This window comes from Streptomonospora nanhaiensis (assembly GCF_026642255.1).
Taxonomy (GTDB): Bacteria; Actinomycetota; Actinomycetes; order Streptosporangiales; family Streptosporangiaceae; genus Nocardiopsis; species Nocardiopsis tropica.
In genome coordinates, this window is record NZ_CP113264.1 from 4,731,602 (window position 1) to 4,747,390 (window position 15,789).

The 15,789-nt window shown below is 73.1% G+C and carries 18 protein-coding genes; 6 read left to right on the forward strand and 12 right to left on the reverse strand.

The annotated features are described in order from the left end of the window. Positions 1-144: 144 nt before the first annotated feature. Positions 145-1,095, reverse strand: coding sequence for an NADP-dependent oxidoreductase (locus tag OUQ99_RS20590; RefSeq protein WP_267945423.1), 951 nt, complete (start codon positions 1,093-1,095; stop codon positions 145-147). Between the two features lie 83 nt (positions 1,096-1,178). Here OUQ99_RS20590 and OUQ99_RS20595 point away from each other — a divergent pair, with 83 nt between their 5' ends. Beyond that, positions 1,179-1,568: a winged helix-turn-helix transcriptional regulator gene (locus tag OUQ99_RS20595; protein ID WP_267945424.1), complete on the forward strand. Its 390-nt coding sequence runs from the start codon at positions 1,179-1,181 to the stop codon at positions 1,566-1,568. 128 nt (positions 1,569-1,696) lie between these two features. Next, on the forward strand, positions 1,697-2,503 hold the full coding sequence (locus OUQ99_RS20600; protein WP_267945425.1) for a sulfite exporter TauE/SafE family protein: 807 nt from the start codon (positions 1,697-1,699) through the stop codon (positions 2,501-2,503). Between the two features lie 96 nt (positions 2,504-2,599). Here the strand turns inward: OUQ99_RS20600 and OUQ99_RS20605 are convergent, their stop codons facing one another. The 5 genes from OUQ99_RS20605 to OUQ99_RS20625 form a co-directional block, all read right to left on the reverse strand. Beyond that, the gene (locus OUQ99_RS20605; protein WP_267945426.1) at positions 2,600-2,971 is read right to left on the reverse strand and encodes a hypothetical protein; all 372 of its coding nucleotides are present in this window, start codon (positions 2,969-2,971) and stop codon (positions 2,600-2,602) included. A gap of 254 nt (positions 2,972-3,225) precedes the next feature. After that, entirely contained in the window at positions 3,226-4,107 is an 882-nt protein-coding gene (locus tag OUQ99_RS20610; RefSeq protein ID WP_267945427.1) for an ABC transporter permease, read from the reverse strand. Continuing rightward, positions 4,100-4,870: an ABC transporter ATP-binding protein gene (locus OUQ99_RS20615; protein ID WP_267945428.1), complete on the reverse strand. Its 771-nt coding sequence runs from the start codon at positions 4,868-4,870 to the stop codon at positions 4,100-4,102. The genes OUQ99_RS20610 and OUQ99_RS20615 overlap by 8 nt, the downstream gene beginning before the upstream one ends. 6 nt (positions 4,871-4,876) lie before the next feature. Further along, the gene (locus OUQ99_RS20620; protein ID WP_267945429.1) at positions 4,877-5,932 is read right to left on the reverse strand and encodes an ABC transporter substrate-binding protein; all 1,056 of its coding nucleotides are present in this window, start codon (positions 5,930-5,932) and stop codon (positions 4,877-4,879) included. Between the two features lie 348 nt (positions 5,933-6,280). Continuing rightward, positions 6,281-6,742 (reverse strand): iron chaperone, encoded by a 462-nt coding sequence (locus OUQ99_RS20625; protein WP_267945430.1) that lies wholly within the window; start codon positions 6,740-6,742, stop codon positions 6,281-6,283. Between the two features lie 210 nt (positions 6,743-6,952). Between OUQ99_RS20625 and OUQ99_RS20630 the strand changes: the two genes are divergently transcribed. Together OUQ99_RS20630 and OUQ99_RS20635 are read left to right on the forward strand one after the other, a co-directional pair. After that, positions 6,953-7,396: a helix-turn-helix transcriptional regulator gene (locus OUQ99_RS20630; RefSeq protein WP_267945431.1), complete on the forward strand. Its 444-nt coding sequence runs from the start codon at positions 6,953-6,955 to the stop codon at positions 7,394-7,396. Positions 7,397-7,406: 10 nt separating this feature from the next. Then, the gene (locus OUQ99_RS20635; protein WP_267945432.1) at positions 7,407-7,817 is read left to right on the forward strand and encodes a VOC family protein; all 411 of its coding nucleotides are present in this window, start codon (positions 7,407-7,409) and stop codon (positions 7,815-7,817) included. Between the two features lie 106 nt (positions 7,818-7,923). Here OUQ99_RS20635 and OUQ99_RS20640 read toward each other — a convergent pair whose 3' ends face one another. Together OUQ99_RS20640 and OUQ99_RS20645 are read right to left on the reverse strand one after the other, a co-directional pair. Next, the gene (locus OUQ99_RS20640; protein ID WP_267945433.1) at positions 7,924-8,982 is read right to left on the reverse strand and encodes an ABC transporter substrate-binding protein; all 1,059 of its coding nucleotides are present in this window, start codon (positions 8,980-8,982) and stop codon (positions 7,924-7,926) included. 305 nt (positions 8,983-9,287) lie between these two features. After that, complete coding sequence (locus OUQ99_RS20645; protein ID WP_267945434.1) at positions 9,288-10,172, reverse strand: MetQ/NlpA family ABC transporter substrate-binding protein; 885 nt, start codon at positions 10,170-10,172, stop codon at positions 9,288-9,290. A 240-nt stretch (positions 10,173-10,412) separates the two neighbouring features. Between OUQ99_RS20645 and OUQ99_RS20650 the strand changes: the two genes are divergently transcribed. After that, complete coding sequence (locus tag OUQ99_RS20650; RefSeq protein WP_267945435.1) at positions 10,413-10,997, forward strand: winged helix-turn-helix domain-containing protein; 585 nt, start codon at positions 10,413-10,415, stop codon at positions 10,995-10,997. A gap of 213 nt (positions 10,998-11,210) precedes the next feature. On the opposite strand, the gene OUQ99_RS20655 is transcribed toward OUQ99_RS20650, so the two are convergent. From OUQ99_RS20655 to OUQ99_RS20670, 4 genes are all read right to left on the reverse strand, one after another. After that, positions 11,211-12,470 carry a YeiH family protein gene (locus OUQ99_RS20655; RefSeq protein WP_267945436.1) on the reverse strand — a complete coding sequence of 420 codons (1,260 nt, stop codon included), beginning with the start codon at positions 12,468-12,470 and terminating at the stop codon, positions 11,211-11,213. Then, positions 12,470-12,625 carry a hypothetical protein gene (locus OUQ99_RS20660; RefSeq protein WP_267945437.1) on the reverse strand — a complete coding sequence of 52 codons (156 nt, stop codon included), beginning with the start codon at positions 12,623-12,625 and terminating at the stop codon, positions 12,470-12,472. The genes OUQ99_RS20655 and OUQ99_RS20660 overlap by 1 nt, the downstream gene beginning before the upstream one ends. A gap of 251 nt (positions 12,626-12,876) precedes the next feature. Continuing rightward, positions 12,877-13,299 carry a rhodanese-like domain-containing protein gene (locus OUQ99_RS20665; protein ID WP_267945438.1) on the reverse strand — a complete coding sequence of 141 codons (423 nt, stop codon included), beginning with the start codon at positions 13,297-13,299 and terminating at the stop codon, positions 12,877-12,879. Then, a complete protein-coding gene (locus tag OUQ99_RS20670) occupies positions 13,296-13,835 on the reverse strand; it encodes a cysteine dioxygenase (RefSeq protein ID WP_267945439.1) in 540 nt (179 codons plus the stop codon). Before OUQ99_RS20670 ends, OUQ99_RS20665 begins: the two co-directional genes overlap by 4 nt. Positions 13,836-14,538: 703 nt before the next feature. Here OUQ99_RS20670 and OUQ99_RS20675 point away from each other — a divergent pair. After that, positions 14,539-15,789: an SfnB family sulfur acquisition oxidoreductase gene (locus OUQ99_RS20675; RefSeq protein ID WP_267945440.1), complete on the forward strand. Its 1,251-nt coding sequence runs from the start codon at positions 14,539-14,541 to the stop codon at positions 15,787-15,789.

A 15,789-nucleotide genomic window follows, 5' to 3' on the forward strand; every position in this document is an offset into this window, starting at 1 on the left:
CGTGCCCGCCCCGGGCACCGGGGATTCGTGCCCCGGTCCGCTCGGGACCCCGCAGGTCCCCGGAGCGGGAACCTGCCGCGACCGGGAGGGGCCGGGCCCGGCTCCTCTCCGCGTGCCCGCGTCCGGCGTCGCCCCGTGGCCGGGTCAGGTCAGGGTCAGCACGATCTTTCCGGTGGTGCGGCCCGTCTCCCCCAGCTCGTGCGCCTCGGCGGCCTCCTCCAGGGGGAAGGTCGCGGCGACCAGCGGCTTCAACCGCCCCTCCTCCACGAGCGCGGTGACCGCCTCCAGGCCCTTGTGGTCGGGTTCGACCATCAGGGTCACGCCGCGGACGCCCGCGCCCGCCTTCTCCGCGGCCCGGGCGACCCCCTCGGTGTCGAAGGGGTTGGCCAGGCCGATGTACAGCCCGCCGGGCCGCAGGGTGCGCAGCGACCGCTCCAGGTAGTCGCCGCCGATGGCGTCGAGCACCACGTCCACGTCGCCGACGGCCTCGGCGAAGTCCTCGGCCGCGTAGTCGACCACCTCGTTCGCCCCCAGGCCCAGGAGGAGGTCGTGCTTGGCGGCGCTGGCGGTACCGATCACGTGGGCTCCCCGGGCCCTCGCGATCTGGACGGCCAGGTGGCCCACGCCCCCCGCCGCGGCGTGGACGAGGACGCGCTGTCCTGCTCCGACGTCCGCGGTGTCCACCAGGGCCTGCCAGGCGGTGAGCGCGGCGAGCGGGAGGGCGGCGGCGTGGACGTGGTCGAGTCCCGCGGGCTTGGGGGCGAAGTGCCGCGCGGGGCCGGTGACCTGGTCGGCGTAGGCGCCGGGGGTGTCGGGGAAGTTCGGCATCCCGTAGACCTCGTCGCCGACGGCGAAGCGGGTGACCCCCGGGGAGACGGCGGTGACGACCCCGGAGACGTCCCAGCCCTGGCCGAAGGGGGGCGTGTACCAGTAGCCGGTGGTCCGCATCTTCCAGTCGGTCGGGTTGACGCCGGCCGCGTGCACCCGCACCCGGATGTGGGTGGGCGCGGGCTCGGGCACGGGGGCCTCGACGATCTCCAGGACCTCGGGGCCGCCGACGGACTTCTGCTGGACGGTGCGCATGTGCTCTGTCATGCGCCCAGCTTCCCGGCTAAGGTATCCCTTGTATAGAAGGCACTTTCCCCATCTGTAGGTACCTGGTGTATACCACTCCTGACTTGCGAGAACTCGGCGGCGCCGATGTCTACCTGCGGAACTGTGCGTCCCGCAACGTCCTCTCCCTGCTGTCCAACAAGTGGCTGTGCCTGGTGGTGGGGGTGCTCTCCCAGGGCCCCGCGCGCTTCGGCGAGCTGCGCCGCCGCCTGGACGGCATCACGCAGAAGATGCTGACCCAGACCCTGCGCGAGATGGAGCGGGCGGGGCTGGTCGACCGCCGGGTGTACCCGACGACCCCGCCGCGCGTGGAGTACAGCCTGACCGCGCTCGGAGCCGAGGTGGAGGCGCTGATGGGGTCGATCCGCCTGTGGTCGGAGGAGCACATGGACGAGATCGCCTCGGCGCGCGCGGCCTACGACGAGCGCGCGTCCCGGGCGGTGGAACCCCTGTAGCGCTCGGAAACGGCGCGGGAGCGGGACCGCCGGGGGGACCCGGGGCCGGGGACACCGCCGCCACCGGACATCCGCGGTGGAGTACCCACAATCCCCCTAAAACCCACTTGTTTAGTAGAGTTATCCGCATGGAGATCCTCGTCGCCGTCATGGCCGGATTCGCCGTCGCGGCCGTGACGGCCCCCGTGGGGATCTCGGGGGCCGTCCTCCTGCTTCCCGTGCAGCTCAGCGCCCTGGGGATGCACGGACCCGCGGTCAGTGCCACCAACCTGCTCTACAACGTGGTGGCCACGCCGCTGGGCCTGAGCCGCCTGGCCCGGTCGGCGCGCGGCCACGGCGCGGAGATGCTCGTGGCCTCGGCCGCCGCCGTGCCCTGCGCGGTGGCGGGCGCCGCCGTGCGCGTCACCTGGCTGTCCGATCCCGCGCTCTTCCGCGGCCTGCTCGCCGTGCTCATGCTCGCCATGGGGGCGCGCCTCCTCGCGGTCCGCCGGGCACGGGCTTCCGCTCCCCCGCCGACAGGGGCCGGGGGCGCGCGGCCCGCACACGGGGGCCGCGCCCTGCTCGCGCTCGCGGCGGGCGGCGCGGCGCTGTTCGGCGCGGCGGTGGGCATCGGCGGCGGCTCCCTGCTGTCGCCACTGCTCATCGGCGCGGCCGGGTGGCTGACCTCGCGGGCCGCCGTGGTGGCCCTGACCACCACCCTGGCCACGTCCGTGGTGGGCCTGACCGCCTACGCGGTGTTCGACCGTATCGGTTTCGGCGCGGCCCCGGCCGCCCCCGACTGGGGCGTGGGCCTGGCGCTGGGGCTCGGCGGCGCGCTCGGCTCCCTGGTGGGAATCGGGTTCTCCCGCCGCCTGGGAGAGCAGCCGCTGCGCTTCCTGCTCGGCGCGCTCGTCACGGCCACCGGCGTGGTCTACCTGGCCGGCCTGCTGCCCTGAGGCCGCCGGGACAGGGACCCGTCGCGATGGCCCTTCCGCCCGACGACGACGGGGCCGGGCCGCGCATCGCGGCCCGGCCCCGGTACGAGCGGTCCTCTAGTAGACCTGCGCGTGGAACTGCGGAGCGGCGAAGGTGCCGCCGGTGGAGAAGTCCACGCTCCTGCCGCTCGGGATGCGGTAGCCCCCGGTCGACTTCAAGCGCCCGCCGCTGTTCCTGATGGTCACGTAGTAGCCCTCGTTGCCGTTGGTGCTCACACTGGTGCACTGGCCGGAGTTGACGACGTAGGTGGAGAAGCCGCCGCGGTCCGGGAAGGTCGCCTGGGCGGAGTAGCCGGAGCCGACGTTGCAGAGCCGGAAGGTGCCCGCGGCGGAGGCCGGGGAGGCGGCGGCGAGCGCGAGGCCGAAGGTGAGGAGCAGGCCGGCGAGCACCGACGAGGTCAGGGCCTTGCCTCTGCGGAAGATGGACATGTGCGTCTCCAAAAACCATAGGGGGTACGGGCCGGCCGAGCGGGGACCGGGACGTGCCGGGGGTAGTGGCGCAACGCAGTCAACCACACACCAGCCGTCAAAAACCAGGTTTGTGTGGCTTTTTTGTTGGCTTCTTGTTGTTCTTGTTGGTTTTGCTTGGGTTAACACCCCGGTCCAGCCCTGTACACCGAGAACGGGGAGGACGCGCGCCCCCGCGCACGTCCTCCCCGTCCCTTCCCGCGGGCCCGTACCGGTCAGGAGCCGGTGATGCCCCAGCGGCGGCGCAGGGCCCGGTCGGCCCAGTTGAAGAACACGTCGATGACGATGCCGACGACGAGCACGATGATGATGTAGCTGAGCAGCCGTTCGGCGTCGTTGAGCTGGCGCGCCTGGCTGAGCGCCCACCCGATGGAGTTCTGCTGGTTGATGATCACCAGCAGCTCGCCCGCCATCAGCGAGCGCCAGGCGAAGGCCCAGCCCTGCTTGAGGCCGGTGACGAACATCGGCAGGGCCGCCGGGATGATCAGCACCGTGTACCGCTGCACCCCCCGCAGGCCCATCACCTGCCCGGCCCGCAGCAGCGACGGGGACACGTAGTCGATGCCCGAGGTCAGCCCGCCCGCGATGGAGGGGGCCGCGCCCAGCACGATCACGAACATGATCGCCGACTCGCTGATGCCGTACAGCAGCATCGCGAACGGGAACCACACGATGGAGGGCATCGTCTGGAGCCCGGTGATCAGCGAGCCGATCGCCACCCGCAGCGGCTTGAACTGCGAGACCGCGATGCCGATGATCACGCCCACGACCAGGGCCAGGGCGAAGCCGGTCAGGGCCCGCCGCATGGTGACCTGGACGGCCTCCCAGAACTCGGGTGTGGTGATCTCCCGGAAGAGGGTCGGCAGCACCCTGTCCGGTCCGGGGAAGACGAACTCGGTCCGCCACCCGGACCACACCACCGCTTGCCAGGCGAGCAGCACCAGGGCCACCGCGGCCAGCTTGGGCCAGGTCGCTGCCCAGATCCTCCCGGCGGTCTCGGCGGCACTGCGCTCCCCCGTACCGCGCCGGGGCTGGAGTTCGAGTGCGTCGAGTCCGCGGACGCGGCGCCGGTCGTCCCGCACATCGGTGTCAGGCATGGCGCGAGACCTCCTCGCGGAGTCGGTCGGTGATGGTGGCGGCCTGCTCGGCGATCTGCACCGAGTCGATCCGGCGGGGGCGCTCGCCCTCGACCGGGAAGGCGTCGATCACCCGGCCGGGGCGGCTGGACAGCAGCACGACCCGGTCGCCCAGGCGCACCGCCTCGCGCACGTTGTGGGTGACGAAGAGGATGGTCAGCTCCTTCTCGCGCCAGATCCGCTCCAGCTCGTCGTGGAGGATGTCGCGGGTCATGGCGTCCAGCGCGCCGAACGGCTCGTCCATGAGCAGCACGTCCGCGTCCTGGGCCAGCGCGCGGGCCAGGGCGACGCGCTGGCGCATGCCGCCGGACAGCTCGTGGGGGCGCTTGCGGTCGAAGCCGGTGAGCCGCACCAGGTCCAGGAGTTCGGCGACGCGCTTCCTGCGCTCGGCCCGGGGCACCTTGTTGACCTTCATGGGCACCTCGATGTTGGCGCCCACGGTCAGCCACGGGAACAGCGCGGCCTCCTGGAACATCATCGCGACCTTGTGGCCGCCCGCGTCCACGCTGCCCGTCGTGGGCTGTTCGAGTCCGGCGACGAGGGAGAGCAGGGTGCTCTTCCCGCAGCCGGACGCGCCCACGATGGCGAGGAACTCCCCGGTGCCGACGGTGACGGACATCCCGTCGATCGCGGTCACGGCGCCCTTGCCGTGTCCGAAGACCTTGGAGATGTCCTGGATCTCCACGGCGGCGGTGCGCGCGGGCGTCTCTGTGACGGTGGTCATGGGCCTCTACCCTTCCAACCCGGCGACCCGCTCGCGGCCGTCCTCGGCGAGGAGACCGTTGAGCAGGTCGAGGGCGTAGATTCCGTTCAGGTCGACGGGTTCGAGCAGTCCGACGGCCTCGGCTCTGTCGGCGCCGGCGAGCAGCGAGGGGGCGACGGGGTCGACGGTAAAGGCCACGTTGTCGAAGGCCGACGCGGTGATGCCGGGGTCGAGCCGCGCGCCGGTGAGCGACTCCAGATGGTCCCCGGCCGCCGCCCGCGCCCGTTCGGGCTCCTCGTTGAGCAGGTCGACGGAGGCGATGTGGCCGCGCAGCAGGTCCTCGACCACCTCGGGGTTGCGGTCGAGGAACTCGGCGCCGACCGCGAGGTGGGTGGTGACGAACCGGCCGTCGGTCTGCGGCCACAGGTCGGCCTCGTCGATGAGCAGGTGCGCGTCGTCCTCGGCGAGCACCCGACTCAGGTGGGGCTCGGGCAGCCAGGCGCCGTCGATCTCGCCGAGGGCGAAGGCGTCCACGGTCTCGGCGTTGGCCTGGGGCACGATCGACAGGTCTCCGCCCCCGGCGGTGTCGACGTCCCAGCCCTGCTCCTCGGCGATCCAGCGCAGCGCCACGTCCTGGGTGCCGCCCAGCTGCGGGGTGGCCAGGGTGGTGCCGCGCAGGTCGTCCAGGGAGTCGATGCCCTCGCGCACGACGAGCCCGGTCCCCCTGGTGGCGGCCCCGGCGACGACGTGCAGCGCCTGGCCCTCGGACTGCGCCCACCCGTTGACGGCGGGGCTGGGGCCGAGGTAGGCGGCGTCGACCTCGCCGGAGAACAGGGCGTTGACGGCGTCGGGGCCGCTGTTGAAGATGCGGGTGTCGAAGGCGACGTCCTCGCCGAGGGCGCCGGGGATGATCCCGTCCTGGACGCCCACGAGGGCCGGGGCGTGGGTGATGTTCGGGAAGTAGCCGAGGGTCAGCGAGGACCCGTCGGCCTCCTCGGCGCCGGCCGCCCCGCACCCGGTGGCGGCCAGGCCGACGGCCAGGGCCGCCAGGGCGGTTCTCAGGGGGAGGGAGGGCACACGCATGGAGTGGTCCTTTTCGTGCTGCGTCGGAGGACGAGCAAAACTCTACTTAATAAGTAGGTTTTGTGGAAGCAGGCGAATCGTCCCCCGCTTCCCGAATGACCAGCCCAAACACCCCGAACCGCACTCCAGGGATGACCCCACCCACCGAGAAGACCCAGGTCAGAACGGCGCGCCGGTCGCGATGCGCGCCACCGGGCACCCGCCGCACCCCCGCGCCACGCCAGCACGGTCGGCAGCACTTCGCATAATGTGATCCAGATCACCACGCCTCGCCCGGGTGTGTCGGAGGCCCGAGATGGCCCGGCGGCCCGCCGCCCCGGCGGCCCGCCGGGCCGCCGGGGCGGCGGGTCAGCCCACAGCCCTGCGGACGAGGGCGGCGAGCTCCTCCCGGGCCACCTCGCCGAGACCGGTGACGGCGAAGGACGTGGGCCACAGGCCGCCGTCGTCGAGGTTCGCCTCGGGGGTGAAACCGAAGGTCGAGTAGCGCTCCTTGTCGGCCTGCCCACTCCGGAAGAAGCACACGACCTTCCCCTTCCTGGCGTAGGCCGGCTGCCCGTACCAGAGCTTCGGTGTCAGCTCCGGGGCGTTGGCGGTGACGATGGCGTGGACGCGCTCGGCCACCGCGCGGTCCGCGGGATCCATCTCCGCGATCTTCGCCAGGACGTCGAGCTCCCCGGCCGCGGCCTTGGCGCCCCGCCCGCGCTCCGCCTCCTTCCTGAGTTCGGCGGCCCGCGCCTTCATCGCCGCGCGCTCCTCCTCCGAGAAGCCCTCCGCGGCCCCGCCGCCCGTCGTGCCCGTGTTCGCGCTCATCGCTGCCACTCCCCTGGTCGGAATCGGTGTGAGACGCCTCCGACGCCAATCGTGCCCGCAACCCCGCCGCTTCTCGACTCCCGACCCGTGCCCGCCCCGCTCCCGACACATGCCGCGCGGCGGCCGGAACCCCCGGTCCCGCTGTCCCGGCACCGGTCGGTCGCGGGCCGAACCCGCCCGAACGTCGGTGCGGCGTGGAACGATGGAGACATGGAACCTGGAGGCGCGCAGGCGCAACGCCTGCGCGACATCGCCGCGATGCGCCGCGTCCGCGACCGGATCGACCGCGAGTTCGCCGAGCCGCTGAACGTCGAGGCGCTGGCACGCGGGGCGTACATGTCGGCCGGGCACCTGAGCCGGGAGTTCCGCCGCGTCTACGGCGAGTCCCCGTACTCGTACCTGATGACCCGGCGGATCGAACGGGCGATGACGCTGCTGCGGCGCGGGGACCTCGGCGTCACCGAGGTCTGCTTCGCGGTGGGCTTCTCCTCCCTGGGCACGTTCAGCACGAGGTTCACCGAACTGGTGGGCGTGCCGCCGAGCGTCTACCGCCGCGACCGCTCCCGGGACGGGGCGGGGATCCCGCCCTGCCTGGCCAAGCGCGTGAACAGGCCGGTCAGGAATCGAGAAGCCCGCCCCGGTGGTCCTGCGTAACGTGGCGCCCATGAACGTCACCATCCACCAGGCCTTCCTTCCGCAGACCGACCCCGAGGCCGCTCTGGGCTTCTACCGCGACGCGCTGGGCTTCGAGGTCCGCAACGACGTGGGCTACGAGGACATGCGCTGGATCACCGTCGGACCGGCCGGGCAGCCCGGCACCTCCCTCGTGCTGCACCCGCCCGCCACCGATCCGGGCATCTCCGAGGACGAGCGCCGCACCGTCCTGGAACTCATCGCCAAGGGCGTCTACACCTCCGTCACGCTCGCCACGGACGACCTCGAAGGGTTCTTCGCCCGCGTCCGGGCCTCGGGCGCCGACGTCGTCCAGGAACCCGCCGACCAGGACTACGGGGTCCGCGACTGCGCCTTCCGCGATCCCGCGGGCAACCTCGTCCGCGTCCACCAGCTCCTCTGAGCCGGACGGGCCCACCGCGCGGTGGGCCCGCGGCCCATCGCCGGCGAGAGGCCGCCGCCCCGGGCCGTGGGATACCGGCCCGGGGTCGGAGGCCCTCCGCCGTCCGTCAGCCGAGCCCGGCGACCTCGTCGCGGCCCGCCTCGGCGAGGAGGCCGTTGAGCGGGTCCAGGGCGTAGATGCCGTCCAGCTCCACCGGGTCGAGGAGGCCGACGGCCTCGGCGTGCTCGGCGCCGCCCTGGAGGGAGGGGGCGATCGGGTCGACCGTGAAGGTCACGTTCTCGAACGCGGAGGCGACGACCTCGGGGGAGAGCCCGCCGCCGGTGAGGGCCTCCAGGTGGGCGATGGCTGCCGTCTGGGCGTCCTCGGGGTTCTCGTTGATCCAGTCGACGGTCTCGATGTGGCCGCGCAGCAGGTTCTCGACCGCCTCCGGGTCGGACTCCAGGAACTCGGCGCTGACGATCAGGTGCGTGGTGACGAACTCGCCTCCGGTCTCCGGCCACAGGTCGGTCTCGTCCACGAGCAGTTCGCCGTCCGCCTCGTCGACCAGGCGGCTGAGGTGCGGTTCGGGCACCCACGCGCCGTCGATCTCGCCGAGGACGAAGCTGTCTATGATCTCGGCGTTGTCCTGGGGCAGGACGGACAGCTCGCCCCCGCCCTCGGTGTCGACCTCCCAGCCCTGCTCCTGGGCGAACCAGCGCAGCGCCACGTCCTGGGTGTTGCCCAGCTGCGGCGTGGAGAGGGTGGTGCCGGGCAGGTCCTCGACGCTGTCGATGCCGGGCCGGACCACGAGTCCGGCGCCCCGGGAGGTGGACCCGGCGATGATGTGCAGCGCGGTGCCCTCCGACTGCGCCCATCCGTTGATGGCGGGGTTGGGGCCGATGAAGGTCGCGTCGACCTCGCCCGCGAACAGGGCGTTGACGGCGTCGGGGCCCGCGTTGAAGGTCTGGGTCTCCAGCGCGGTGTCGCCGAGGGCCTCGGCGAGGGTCCCGTTCTCCACGCCGACCAGGGCCGGGACGTGGGTGATGTTGGGGAAGTAGCCCAGGGTGAGGGTGCCGGAGCCCCCGTCCCCGCCGCTCCCTTCCCCCTCGCTCCCGCACCCGGTGGCGACCAGTCCCAGTGCCAGTACTGCGGCGGCGGTCGGAAGCACAGACGTGCGCATGCTCATCTCGGGTCCTCATTCGGGGGTTCGGGGAGGGTCGGGCCGGTCGTGTAAAACTCTACTAAATGAGTAGGTTTTGTGGAACTTACCCCATGGTGATGCAGGTCACACGTATGCCTCTCCATCACGGGAGAGCCCTGGTCACGGTGGGTCCGACCCTTCTTCCGGAACGTGACCGGCGGCCTGCGTGCGCGCCCCGGACGACCCCGCGTCCGACCCCGGACACGCCGAAGGGCGGTGGAGCCGGGAGGCTCCACCGCCCTCGGGGGAACGGGGAAGGGTGCGCGGCGGCCGGCCGGGCCGCCGGACGGCTACTCCTCGTCGGCCGCCCCACCGGTCTCGACGACGTTGCCGTCGCCGTCGACCGCCAGGACGACGCCCTGCCAGGACTCCTGGACGAACTCCAGGACGCGCTCGTCGTGCAGCAGCTCCGCGAGCAGCTGGACGCGCTCGTCCTCGGCGTTCTCCTCCAGGGCGACCAGGCCGTTGGCGTAGGCCTCGACGTAGTCCTCGCCCTCCGGCTCCCAGGCCAGGACGTTGGACTCCTCGGGCAGGTTCGCCTCGATGGCGTAGTTGCCGTTGACGATCGCCGCGTCCACGTCGGAGATCGAGCGCGGCAGCTGGGCGGCCTCCAGCGGGGTGACGGTGATGTCCCGGGGGTTGTCCGTGATGTCGTTCTCGGTGGCGGACTCGCCGGCCTCCGGGTCGACGGTGATCAGGCCCTCGGCCTCCAGGACGCCGAGCGCGCGGGCGAGGTTGGCGGGGTCGTTGGGCACCGCGACCTCGGCTCCGTCCGGCAGGTCCTCGACGCTCTCGACGCTCTCGGAGTAGAGGCCGAGGCGCTCGATGTGGACGTCGGTGATGTAGGTGAGCTCGGCGTCGGGACCGTTCTCGACCCACTCGCCGAGGAACGAGCGGTGCTGGAAGTAGTTGGCGTCCAGCTCCCCCTCGACCAGGGCCGCATTGGGGGTGTTGTAGTCCGAGATCTCCACGATGTCCAGGTCCAGCCCGGCCTCCTCGGCGAGGTTCTCGTCGATGAAGGCGAGGATGTCGCCGTGCGGCACGGGGCTGACCCCCACGGTCAGGACGTCCCCGCCGCCGTTCTCGGCCTCGGCGGCCTGCTCGCTGGGGGCGCCGCAGGCGGAGAGCGCCAGGGTGACGGCGGCGGCGCCGATGACGGCTGAGGTCGTGCGCATGTGCACTCCTTAGGGGATCGTGGGGTGGAGGATCGCGGGGGTCCCGGCGTCGGCGCGAACACCGTCGGCCCGGGCGGGTAGTGCCCCCCGTGGGGTATTACCGACCCAATCAGACACTATCCCACCTGTTTGGTAGGAATAATCCGTTTCGCCCCGCCCTTCGCGTGGCATGAACCACATGGACCATATTACCGACTAATCCGGTAGAAATTAACGGGAATACGGCGCATGATGGTGGGCATGCTCAGCGCACACAGCTCACTCCCCAGCGTCGACACCCGTGCCGTGCCCCTGCGGAGCGCGGCCCCGCTGCGCGGCGAACCGTCCCTGGCCGCCCTGCCCCGGCCGGAGGCGGGGCCGGGCGGTGCCGTCGGCGGCCCCGTCCTGACCTCCCCCGAAGAGCCCGGCTCCGACCACTCGCTCCTCGGCGTGCTGCCCCTGCCCGAGAGCGGCAAGTACATGCTGGTCTACGGGGTGGTGGTGGACGAGCCCCACGCCCGCGCCAGACCGCTCCCCGTCCCGGGCGCCGCCCTGCTGATCGACCGCGACGCCCGCCGGGTCTGGTCCGGCGGGCAGGAGGTCGAGCTCACCTACCAGGAGTACGAGCTCCTGGAGTGCCTCGCCGACTCCCCCGGCCGCGCGATCGCCCGCGGCGAGCTGATGGAGCGCGTGTGGGGCACCCGCAAGGACCTGCACTCGCGCACCATCGACGTGCACATCCACCGGCTCCGCCGCAAGCTCGGCCGGGCCGGGGACCTCATCGCGACCGTGCGCAAGGTCGGCTACATCTACCACGGCCCCCCGTCGCCGCCCCTGGGCGTCTGACCGGTGGGGCCGCCGCCGGGCGGCCCCACCGGAGACCCGCCCCTCCGCGGGACGGCCGTCGGGACCGCCCGGTCCCGCGGAAGCGGTCAGCCGCCGGAACCGGCCGCCGGCGTCCGGGGAGCGGGCCTCCCGGACACGGCGGGGCGCGGCGCCTCCGCCCGGACACGCCGCGCCCCTCTCCTCCGCCGGTCGGAGCGGCCCGGCCGGACGCCCCTAGAAGGCGAAGCCGCGGAAGAGCAGCACCGCGAGCAGCAGTCCGACCGCCAGGTTGAACACCGTGGCGAGGCCGAACACGCCGATCGGCCGCCAGCCCGCCTCGCGCAGCGAGCCGAGCTTGAACTCCAGGCCGATACTGGTGAACGCCGCGATCAGGAACCAGTCGCGCAGGGCCCTGGCGGTGTCCAGGCCCGCCTGCGGGTCGGCGGCCGGGCCGTTGGACCACAGGGTCGCGGCGACCGAGGCGGCCAGGAACCCCAGCACGAACTTGGGGAACCGGTCCCACAGGGTGCGCAGGCCGGGGCGCTCCACCGCGCCGCCGCCCTCGGCGGGGGCGACCCGGAAGGCGAAGTAGGCGGTCAGCAGCACCGCCACGACGCCCATCAGGACGTTCTGGGTGGCCTTGACGATGGAGGCGATCTGGAGGGCCTCCTCGCCGACGATCGCCCCGGAGGCCGCGACCGCCGCCGTGGTGTCGATGTTGCCGCCGATCCACGCGCCGGCCTGGGCGGTGCTCAGTCCGAGCACGCCGACCAGCCACGGCAGCAGGAAGATCGAGGGGACGGCGAACAGGATGACCAGGCTCGCGGTGTAGGCGAGCTGTTCCCTGCGCGCCTGCACGGCTCCGGCTGCGGCGATGGCGGCGCTGACCCCGCAGATGGACACCGACGAGGCGAGCAGCGCCCGCAGCCGGTCGTCCAGGCCGAGCTTGCCGCCCACCCACCAGGTGAACAGGAACACCGACGTGACCAGGAACAGGGCCTGGAGGACGGCGGGCCCGGCGGCCTGGGCGATGACGTCGAACAGGACCGTGGAGCCGAGCAGGACCAGGCCCGTCTTGATGAGGAACTCGGTCCTGAACGCCGGGGCCAGCCGGTCGCGCACCCCCAGGAGGGAGAGCACCAGGTTGCCCAGCAGGCCGAGCAGGATCGCGTAGACGGGGTACTCGACGGCCTCGGCGAAGCCGCCCAGCGGGGACCCCTCCGCGGCGGCGGGGACCCAGGACTCCAGGAAGCGGGTGGCCGCGGCCAGGGCGAGGACCACGAGGAGGCCGAGGGCGGACCAGAGCGGTGCGCCGGGTCCGCGCGGGGCATCCGCGTCCTCCCGGGCGTCGGCCCCGCCGTCGCCGGTCACGCCGCCCTCAGGGCCGCCGGCGGTGTCGTCGGGGCCGACCGCAGTGCCGTCCGCGGTCCCGGTCGCGCCGGCGCCGTCGGCCCGGGAGGCGTCCTCTCCGGGGCCGGGGGTGTGCATGGCCATCAGGGGACCAGTCCCGCCGGGATGACCCCGAGCAGGGCCAGGCCGAGCAGCACGAGTCCGGTGACGGTGGCCGCCCAGTCCTCGCCGATCCGCCACCGGGGGCGCGGGGGAGCCGGTTCGGGCGTGGAAGCGGGCGTGGTGGGTGTCTCGCTCATGGTTCTCCTCGATCTCCGGGCGCGGGGGCGCCCTCGGGGGACGGGACGGGATACGACCGGAACGGCGACTAACTACACTAAACCTACTCATTTAGTGTAGTTAATGGCCGAGTAAGGCGCCAGACCCGCTTCCGGCGCCCGGAAGGGGCGTGGGACCGGGCCCGACGGCCCGGCGGTGACGATACGGGGAGCACGGCCCTCGTGTCCGGCACACTGCGACGGGACCGGCCCCGGCGCGGGGAGCCGGAACCTCAGCCCCGGTGTGCGACCCCGGGTCCGGACTCGGCGCGGAGCACGGGCTCGGTGGTGGGCAGCCCGCGGGCGCGCCAGGCGCGGAAACCGCCGGCCATGTCGGTGGCCCTCGCCAGCCCCAGCTCCTGGAGCTGGACGGCGGCCAGGCTGGAGGCGTACCCCTCGTTGCAGAACAGCACGATGAGCCGGTCAACGGAGTCGGCCTCGGGCACCCGGTCGGGACTGCTGGGGTCCAGCCGCCACTCCAGGACGTTGCGGTCGATCACCAGCGCCCCCGGGATCTCCCCCTCGGCCTCGCGGTTGACGGCGGGCCGGGTGTCGACCAGCAGCGCGCCCTCCCCCTGGGCGCGCAGCGCCTCGGCCGGCGAGAGCCGTTCGAGTCGGGCGCGCTTGCCGTCGAGGAGCCGTTCGATCGCGCTCACCGCCGCTCCCCCGCCCCGGCCGTGGGCACGGCGTCCAGCGTGGGGACGTCGGGCTCGGGGTCGCTGGTCAGGATGCTGCCGGTGCGGCGCAGCGCGTTGTCGCCGCTGACCTCGTAGTAGTGCATGGCGGTCAGCGGCGGCGAGTAGGCGTGCACGCTGACGGCGGGCGCGGCGGCGGCGTTGACCACGTCGTGCACGTGGCCGAGCGGGAACCGGCCGCCCCCGCCGTCGGCGAGGGTGCGTTCGCACAGGCCGGCGTCCCAGTAGCGTTCGACCAGCTCCCCGGCGACGACGGTGAGCGCGCCCAGCGAACCGGCGTGGTCGTGGAGCCGGGTGGACTGGTCGGGCGTCCAGGAGATGAGCCAGACGTCGGTGTAGTCGTCGGCGCGCAGGCGGACCGACCAGCGGTTCTCGGCGTCGAAGCGGATCTCGTGGAGCCCCTGGCGGACCTCCTCGGCGACCGCGGCGGTCAGCTCGGACAGGCGGTCCAGGGTGAGCGGTGTCGGCGCGGCGGGCGCGGCTGCGGTGTCGGTCATGGGTTCTTGCTCTCGGATTCGTGGGCGGTCGGAGTCTGCGCTGGTCCGGCGGCCGCTAACAGTGCCCGTCGAAGGCCGGGGGCCGCAGGTGTGACGGTGTTCTGACTGCCATGACCGCAGTAAACCACATTCCCTACAGGTTTAGTTGGTAGGAGCCTCCCGTCGCACGTGTCACACCCGCCCCGGCGTCACCACACCCCTCGACACACCCCGCCCGACCTGCACGTTCCCACTCCTCCCGCACACACCACCGAAGATTCCCTACTTTTTCGGTTGACAAAATGGGGTTAGCGGATCAGGCTGGTGGACGAGGCCGACGGAATCGCGGAGCCGTCGGCCAGGACCCGCCGACCACCCGCGCCGCCCGGGCCACCCCGCCGGGTGGACGAACGCGAGGCCGGTCCCGGCGTTCCGGGCCGAGGGGGCTGCCATGCGCGGAGCCGCCCGACCCTCGGCCCGGAACGCCCTCCACGCCGCGCGATCGGACGGGAGGCCGACCCGATGCCCGACATCCGACAGGGACCGCCGCGTACCCCGCACAGGCCCCCGACCGAATCCGCCCCCGCACGGCACTCCTGGTCGAACACCACGCCGAGGACACGGAACCGCCGCCCGCCGCACACCGACCTGTGCTTTGATTCCCCATAATTCCGGTAGGTATTTACTGGCACACGTCGGCGTGCGTCCCAGCAGGAGGTTCACCATGTCCGAGACCGTCACCGGCCCCACCCCCGGCACGACCGGCGGCGAGGTCCGGATCATCGCCTCGGACGCGGAGGCCGTCGAGGCCGCCCGCGCCCTGGTCCCCCGGTTCGCGGAGGGCGCCTCCGGGCGCGACCGCGACCGCTGTCTGCCCCGGGAGCAGGTCCGCGAGCTGGCCCGGTCGGGCCTGCTCGGGATCACCGTGCCCCGCGCCCTGTGCGGGGCCGGCGCGGACGCCGGGACCGTCGCCGAGATCCTGCGCCTGCTCGGCACCGCCGACCTCAGCCTGGCGCAGATCCCGCAGCCGCACTTCGCGTTCCTCAACGCGCTGCGCCTGCGCGGGGGCGGGACCGCGCGGGCCCGGGTGTTCGGCGACGTCCTCTCCGGCTCGCTCGTCTCCAACGCCCAGGCCGAGCGGTCCGGGAGGACCGCGCACACCCACGCCACCCGCCTGGAGCGCGGCGGCGACGGCTGGCGGGTCAACGGCAGCAAGTACTACGCCACGGGTTCGCTGCTCGCCGACTGGATCGCCGTGGTCGCCCCCGCGGCCACCCCGGACGGACCGCGCCCGCACATCGCCTTCGTCCCGGCCGACGCCCCGGGCGTGCGCGTCGAGGACGACTGGGCCGGCATGGGCCAGCGCACCACCGCCAGCGGAACGGTGCATCTGGCCGACGTGGCCGTGCCCGACGACCTGGTCCTGCCCCAGTACCTGACGTTCGAGGGGCCCACCACCTACGGCGCGTTCGCGCAGCTGCTGCACGCCGCCATCGACGTCGGCGCGGCGCGCGGCGCCCTGGCCGAGGCGGCGGCCTTCGTGCGCTCCAAGAGCCGCCCCTGGTTCGAGAGCGGCGTCGACACCGCGCCCGAGGACCCGCTGCTCGTCCACCGGTTCGGCGAGCTGGAGATCCAGGTGCGCGCCGCGGAGGCCCTGCTGGCCTCCGCCGCCGACCGGGTGGACGCCGCCGACGCCGTCCTGGCCGGGGGCGCCCCCGGCGCGGAGGACGCCACCGCAGAGGCCTCGGTCGCCGTGGCCGCCGCCAAGGTCGCCGGCGGACGGGCCGCCGTGGAGGTCTCCTCCGCCCTGTTCGAGGTGGCGGGCACGCGGGCCGCGGCCGACTCCGAGAACCTGCACCGCCACTGGCGCGACGCCCGCACCCACACCGTCCACGACCCGGTGCGCTGGAAGGTCCAGCACGTCGGGGAGTACTCCCTCAACCGTCGCCGCCCACCGCGGCACGGTCAGATCTGA

Bases quoted from the DNA above. Each gene is read 5' to 3' on its own strand.
- OUQ99_RS20590 (WP_267945423.1), bottom strand. From the start codon at position 1,095: ATGACAGAGCACATGCGCACCGTCCAGCAGAAGTCCGTCGGCGGCCCC.
- OUQ99_RS20600 (WP_267945425.1), top strand. From the start codon at position 1,697: ATGGAGATCCTCGTCGCCGTCATGGCCGGATTCGCCGTCGCGGCCGTG.
- OUQ99_RS20605 (WP_267945426.1), bottom strand. From the start codon at position 2,971: ATGTCCATCTTCCGCAGAGGCAAGGCCCTGACCTCGTCGGTGCTCGCC.
- OUQ99_RS20610 (WP_267945427.1), bottom strand. From the start codon at position 4,107: ATGCCTGACACCGATGTGCGGGACGACCGGCGCCGCGTCCGCGGACTC.
- OUQ99_RS20615 (WP_267945428.1), bottom strand. From the start codon at position 4,870: ATGACCACCGTCACAGAGACGCCCGCGCGCACCGCCGCCGTGGAGATC.
- OUQ99_RS20620 (WP_267945429.1), bottom strand. From the start codon at position 5,932: ATGCGTGTGCCCTCCCTCCCCCTGAGAACCGCCCTGGCGGCCCTGGCC.
- OUQ99_RS20625 (WP_267945430.1), bottom strand. From the start codon at position 6,742: ATGAGCGCGAACACGGGCACGACGGGCGGCGGGGCCGCGGAGGGCTTC.
- OUQ99_RS20630 (WP_267945431.1), top strand. From the start codon at position 6,953: ATGGAACCTGGAGGCGCGCAGGCGCAACGCCTGCGCGACATCGCCGCG.
- OUQ99_RS20635 (WP_267945432.1), top strand. From the start codon at position 7,407: ATGAACGTCACCATCCACCAGGCCTTCCTTCCGCAGACCGACCCCGAG.
- OUQ99_RS20640 (WP_267945433.1), bottom strand. From the start codon at position 8,982: ATGAGCATGCGCACGTCTGTGCTTCCGACCGCCGCCGCAGTACTGGCA.
- OUQ99_RS20645 (WP_267945434.1), bottom strand. From the start codon at position 10,172: ATGCGCACGACCTCAGCCGTCATCGGCGCCGCCGCCGTCACCCTGGCG.
- OUQ99_RS20650 (WP_267945435.1), top strand. From the start codon at position 10,413: ATGCTCAGCGCACACAGCTCACTCCCCAGCGTCGACACCCGTGCCGTG.
- OUQ99_RS20655 (WP_267945436.1), bottom strand. From the start codon at position 12,470: ATGGCCATGCACACCCCCGGCCCCGGAGAGGACGCCTCCCGGGCCGAC.
- OUQ99_RS20660 (WP_267945437.1), bottom strand. From the start codon at position 12,625: ATGAGCGAGACACCCACCACGCCCGCTTCCACGCCCGAACCGGCTCCC.
- OUQ99_RS20670 (WP_267945439.1), bottom strand. From the start codon at position 13,835: ATGACCGACACCGCAGCCGCGCCCGCCGCGCCGACACCGCTCACCCTG.
- OUQ99_RS20675 (WP_267945440.1), top strand. From the start codon at position 14,539: ATGTCCGAGACCGTCACCGGCCCCACCCCCGGCACGACCGGCGGCGAG.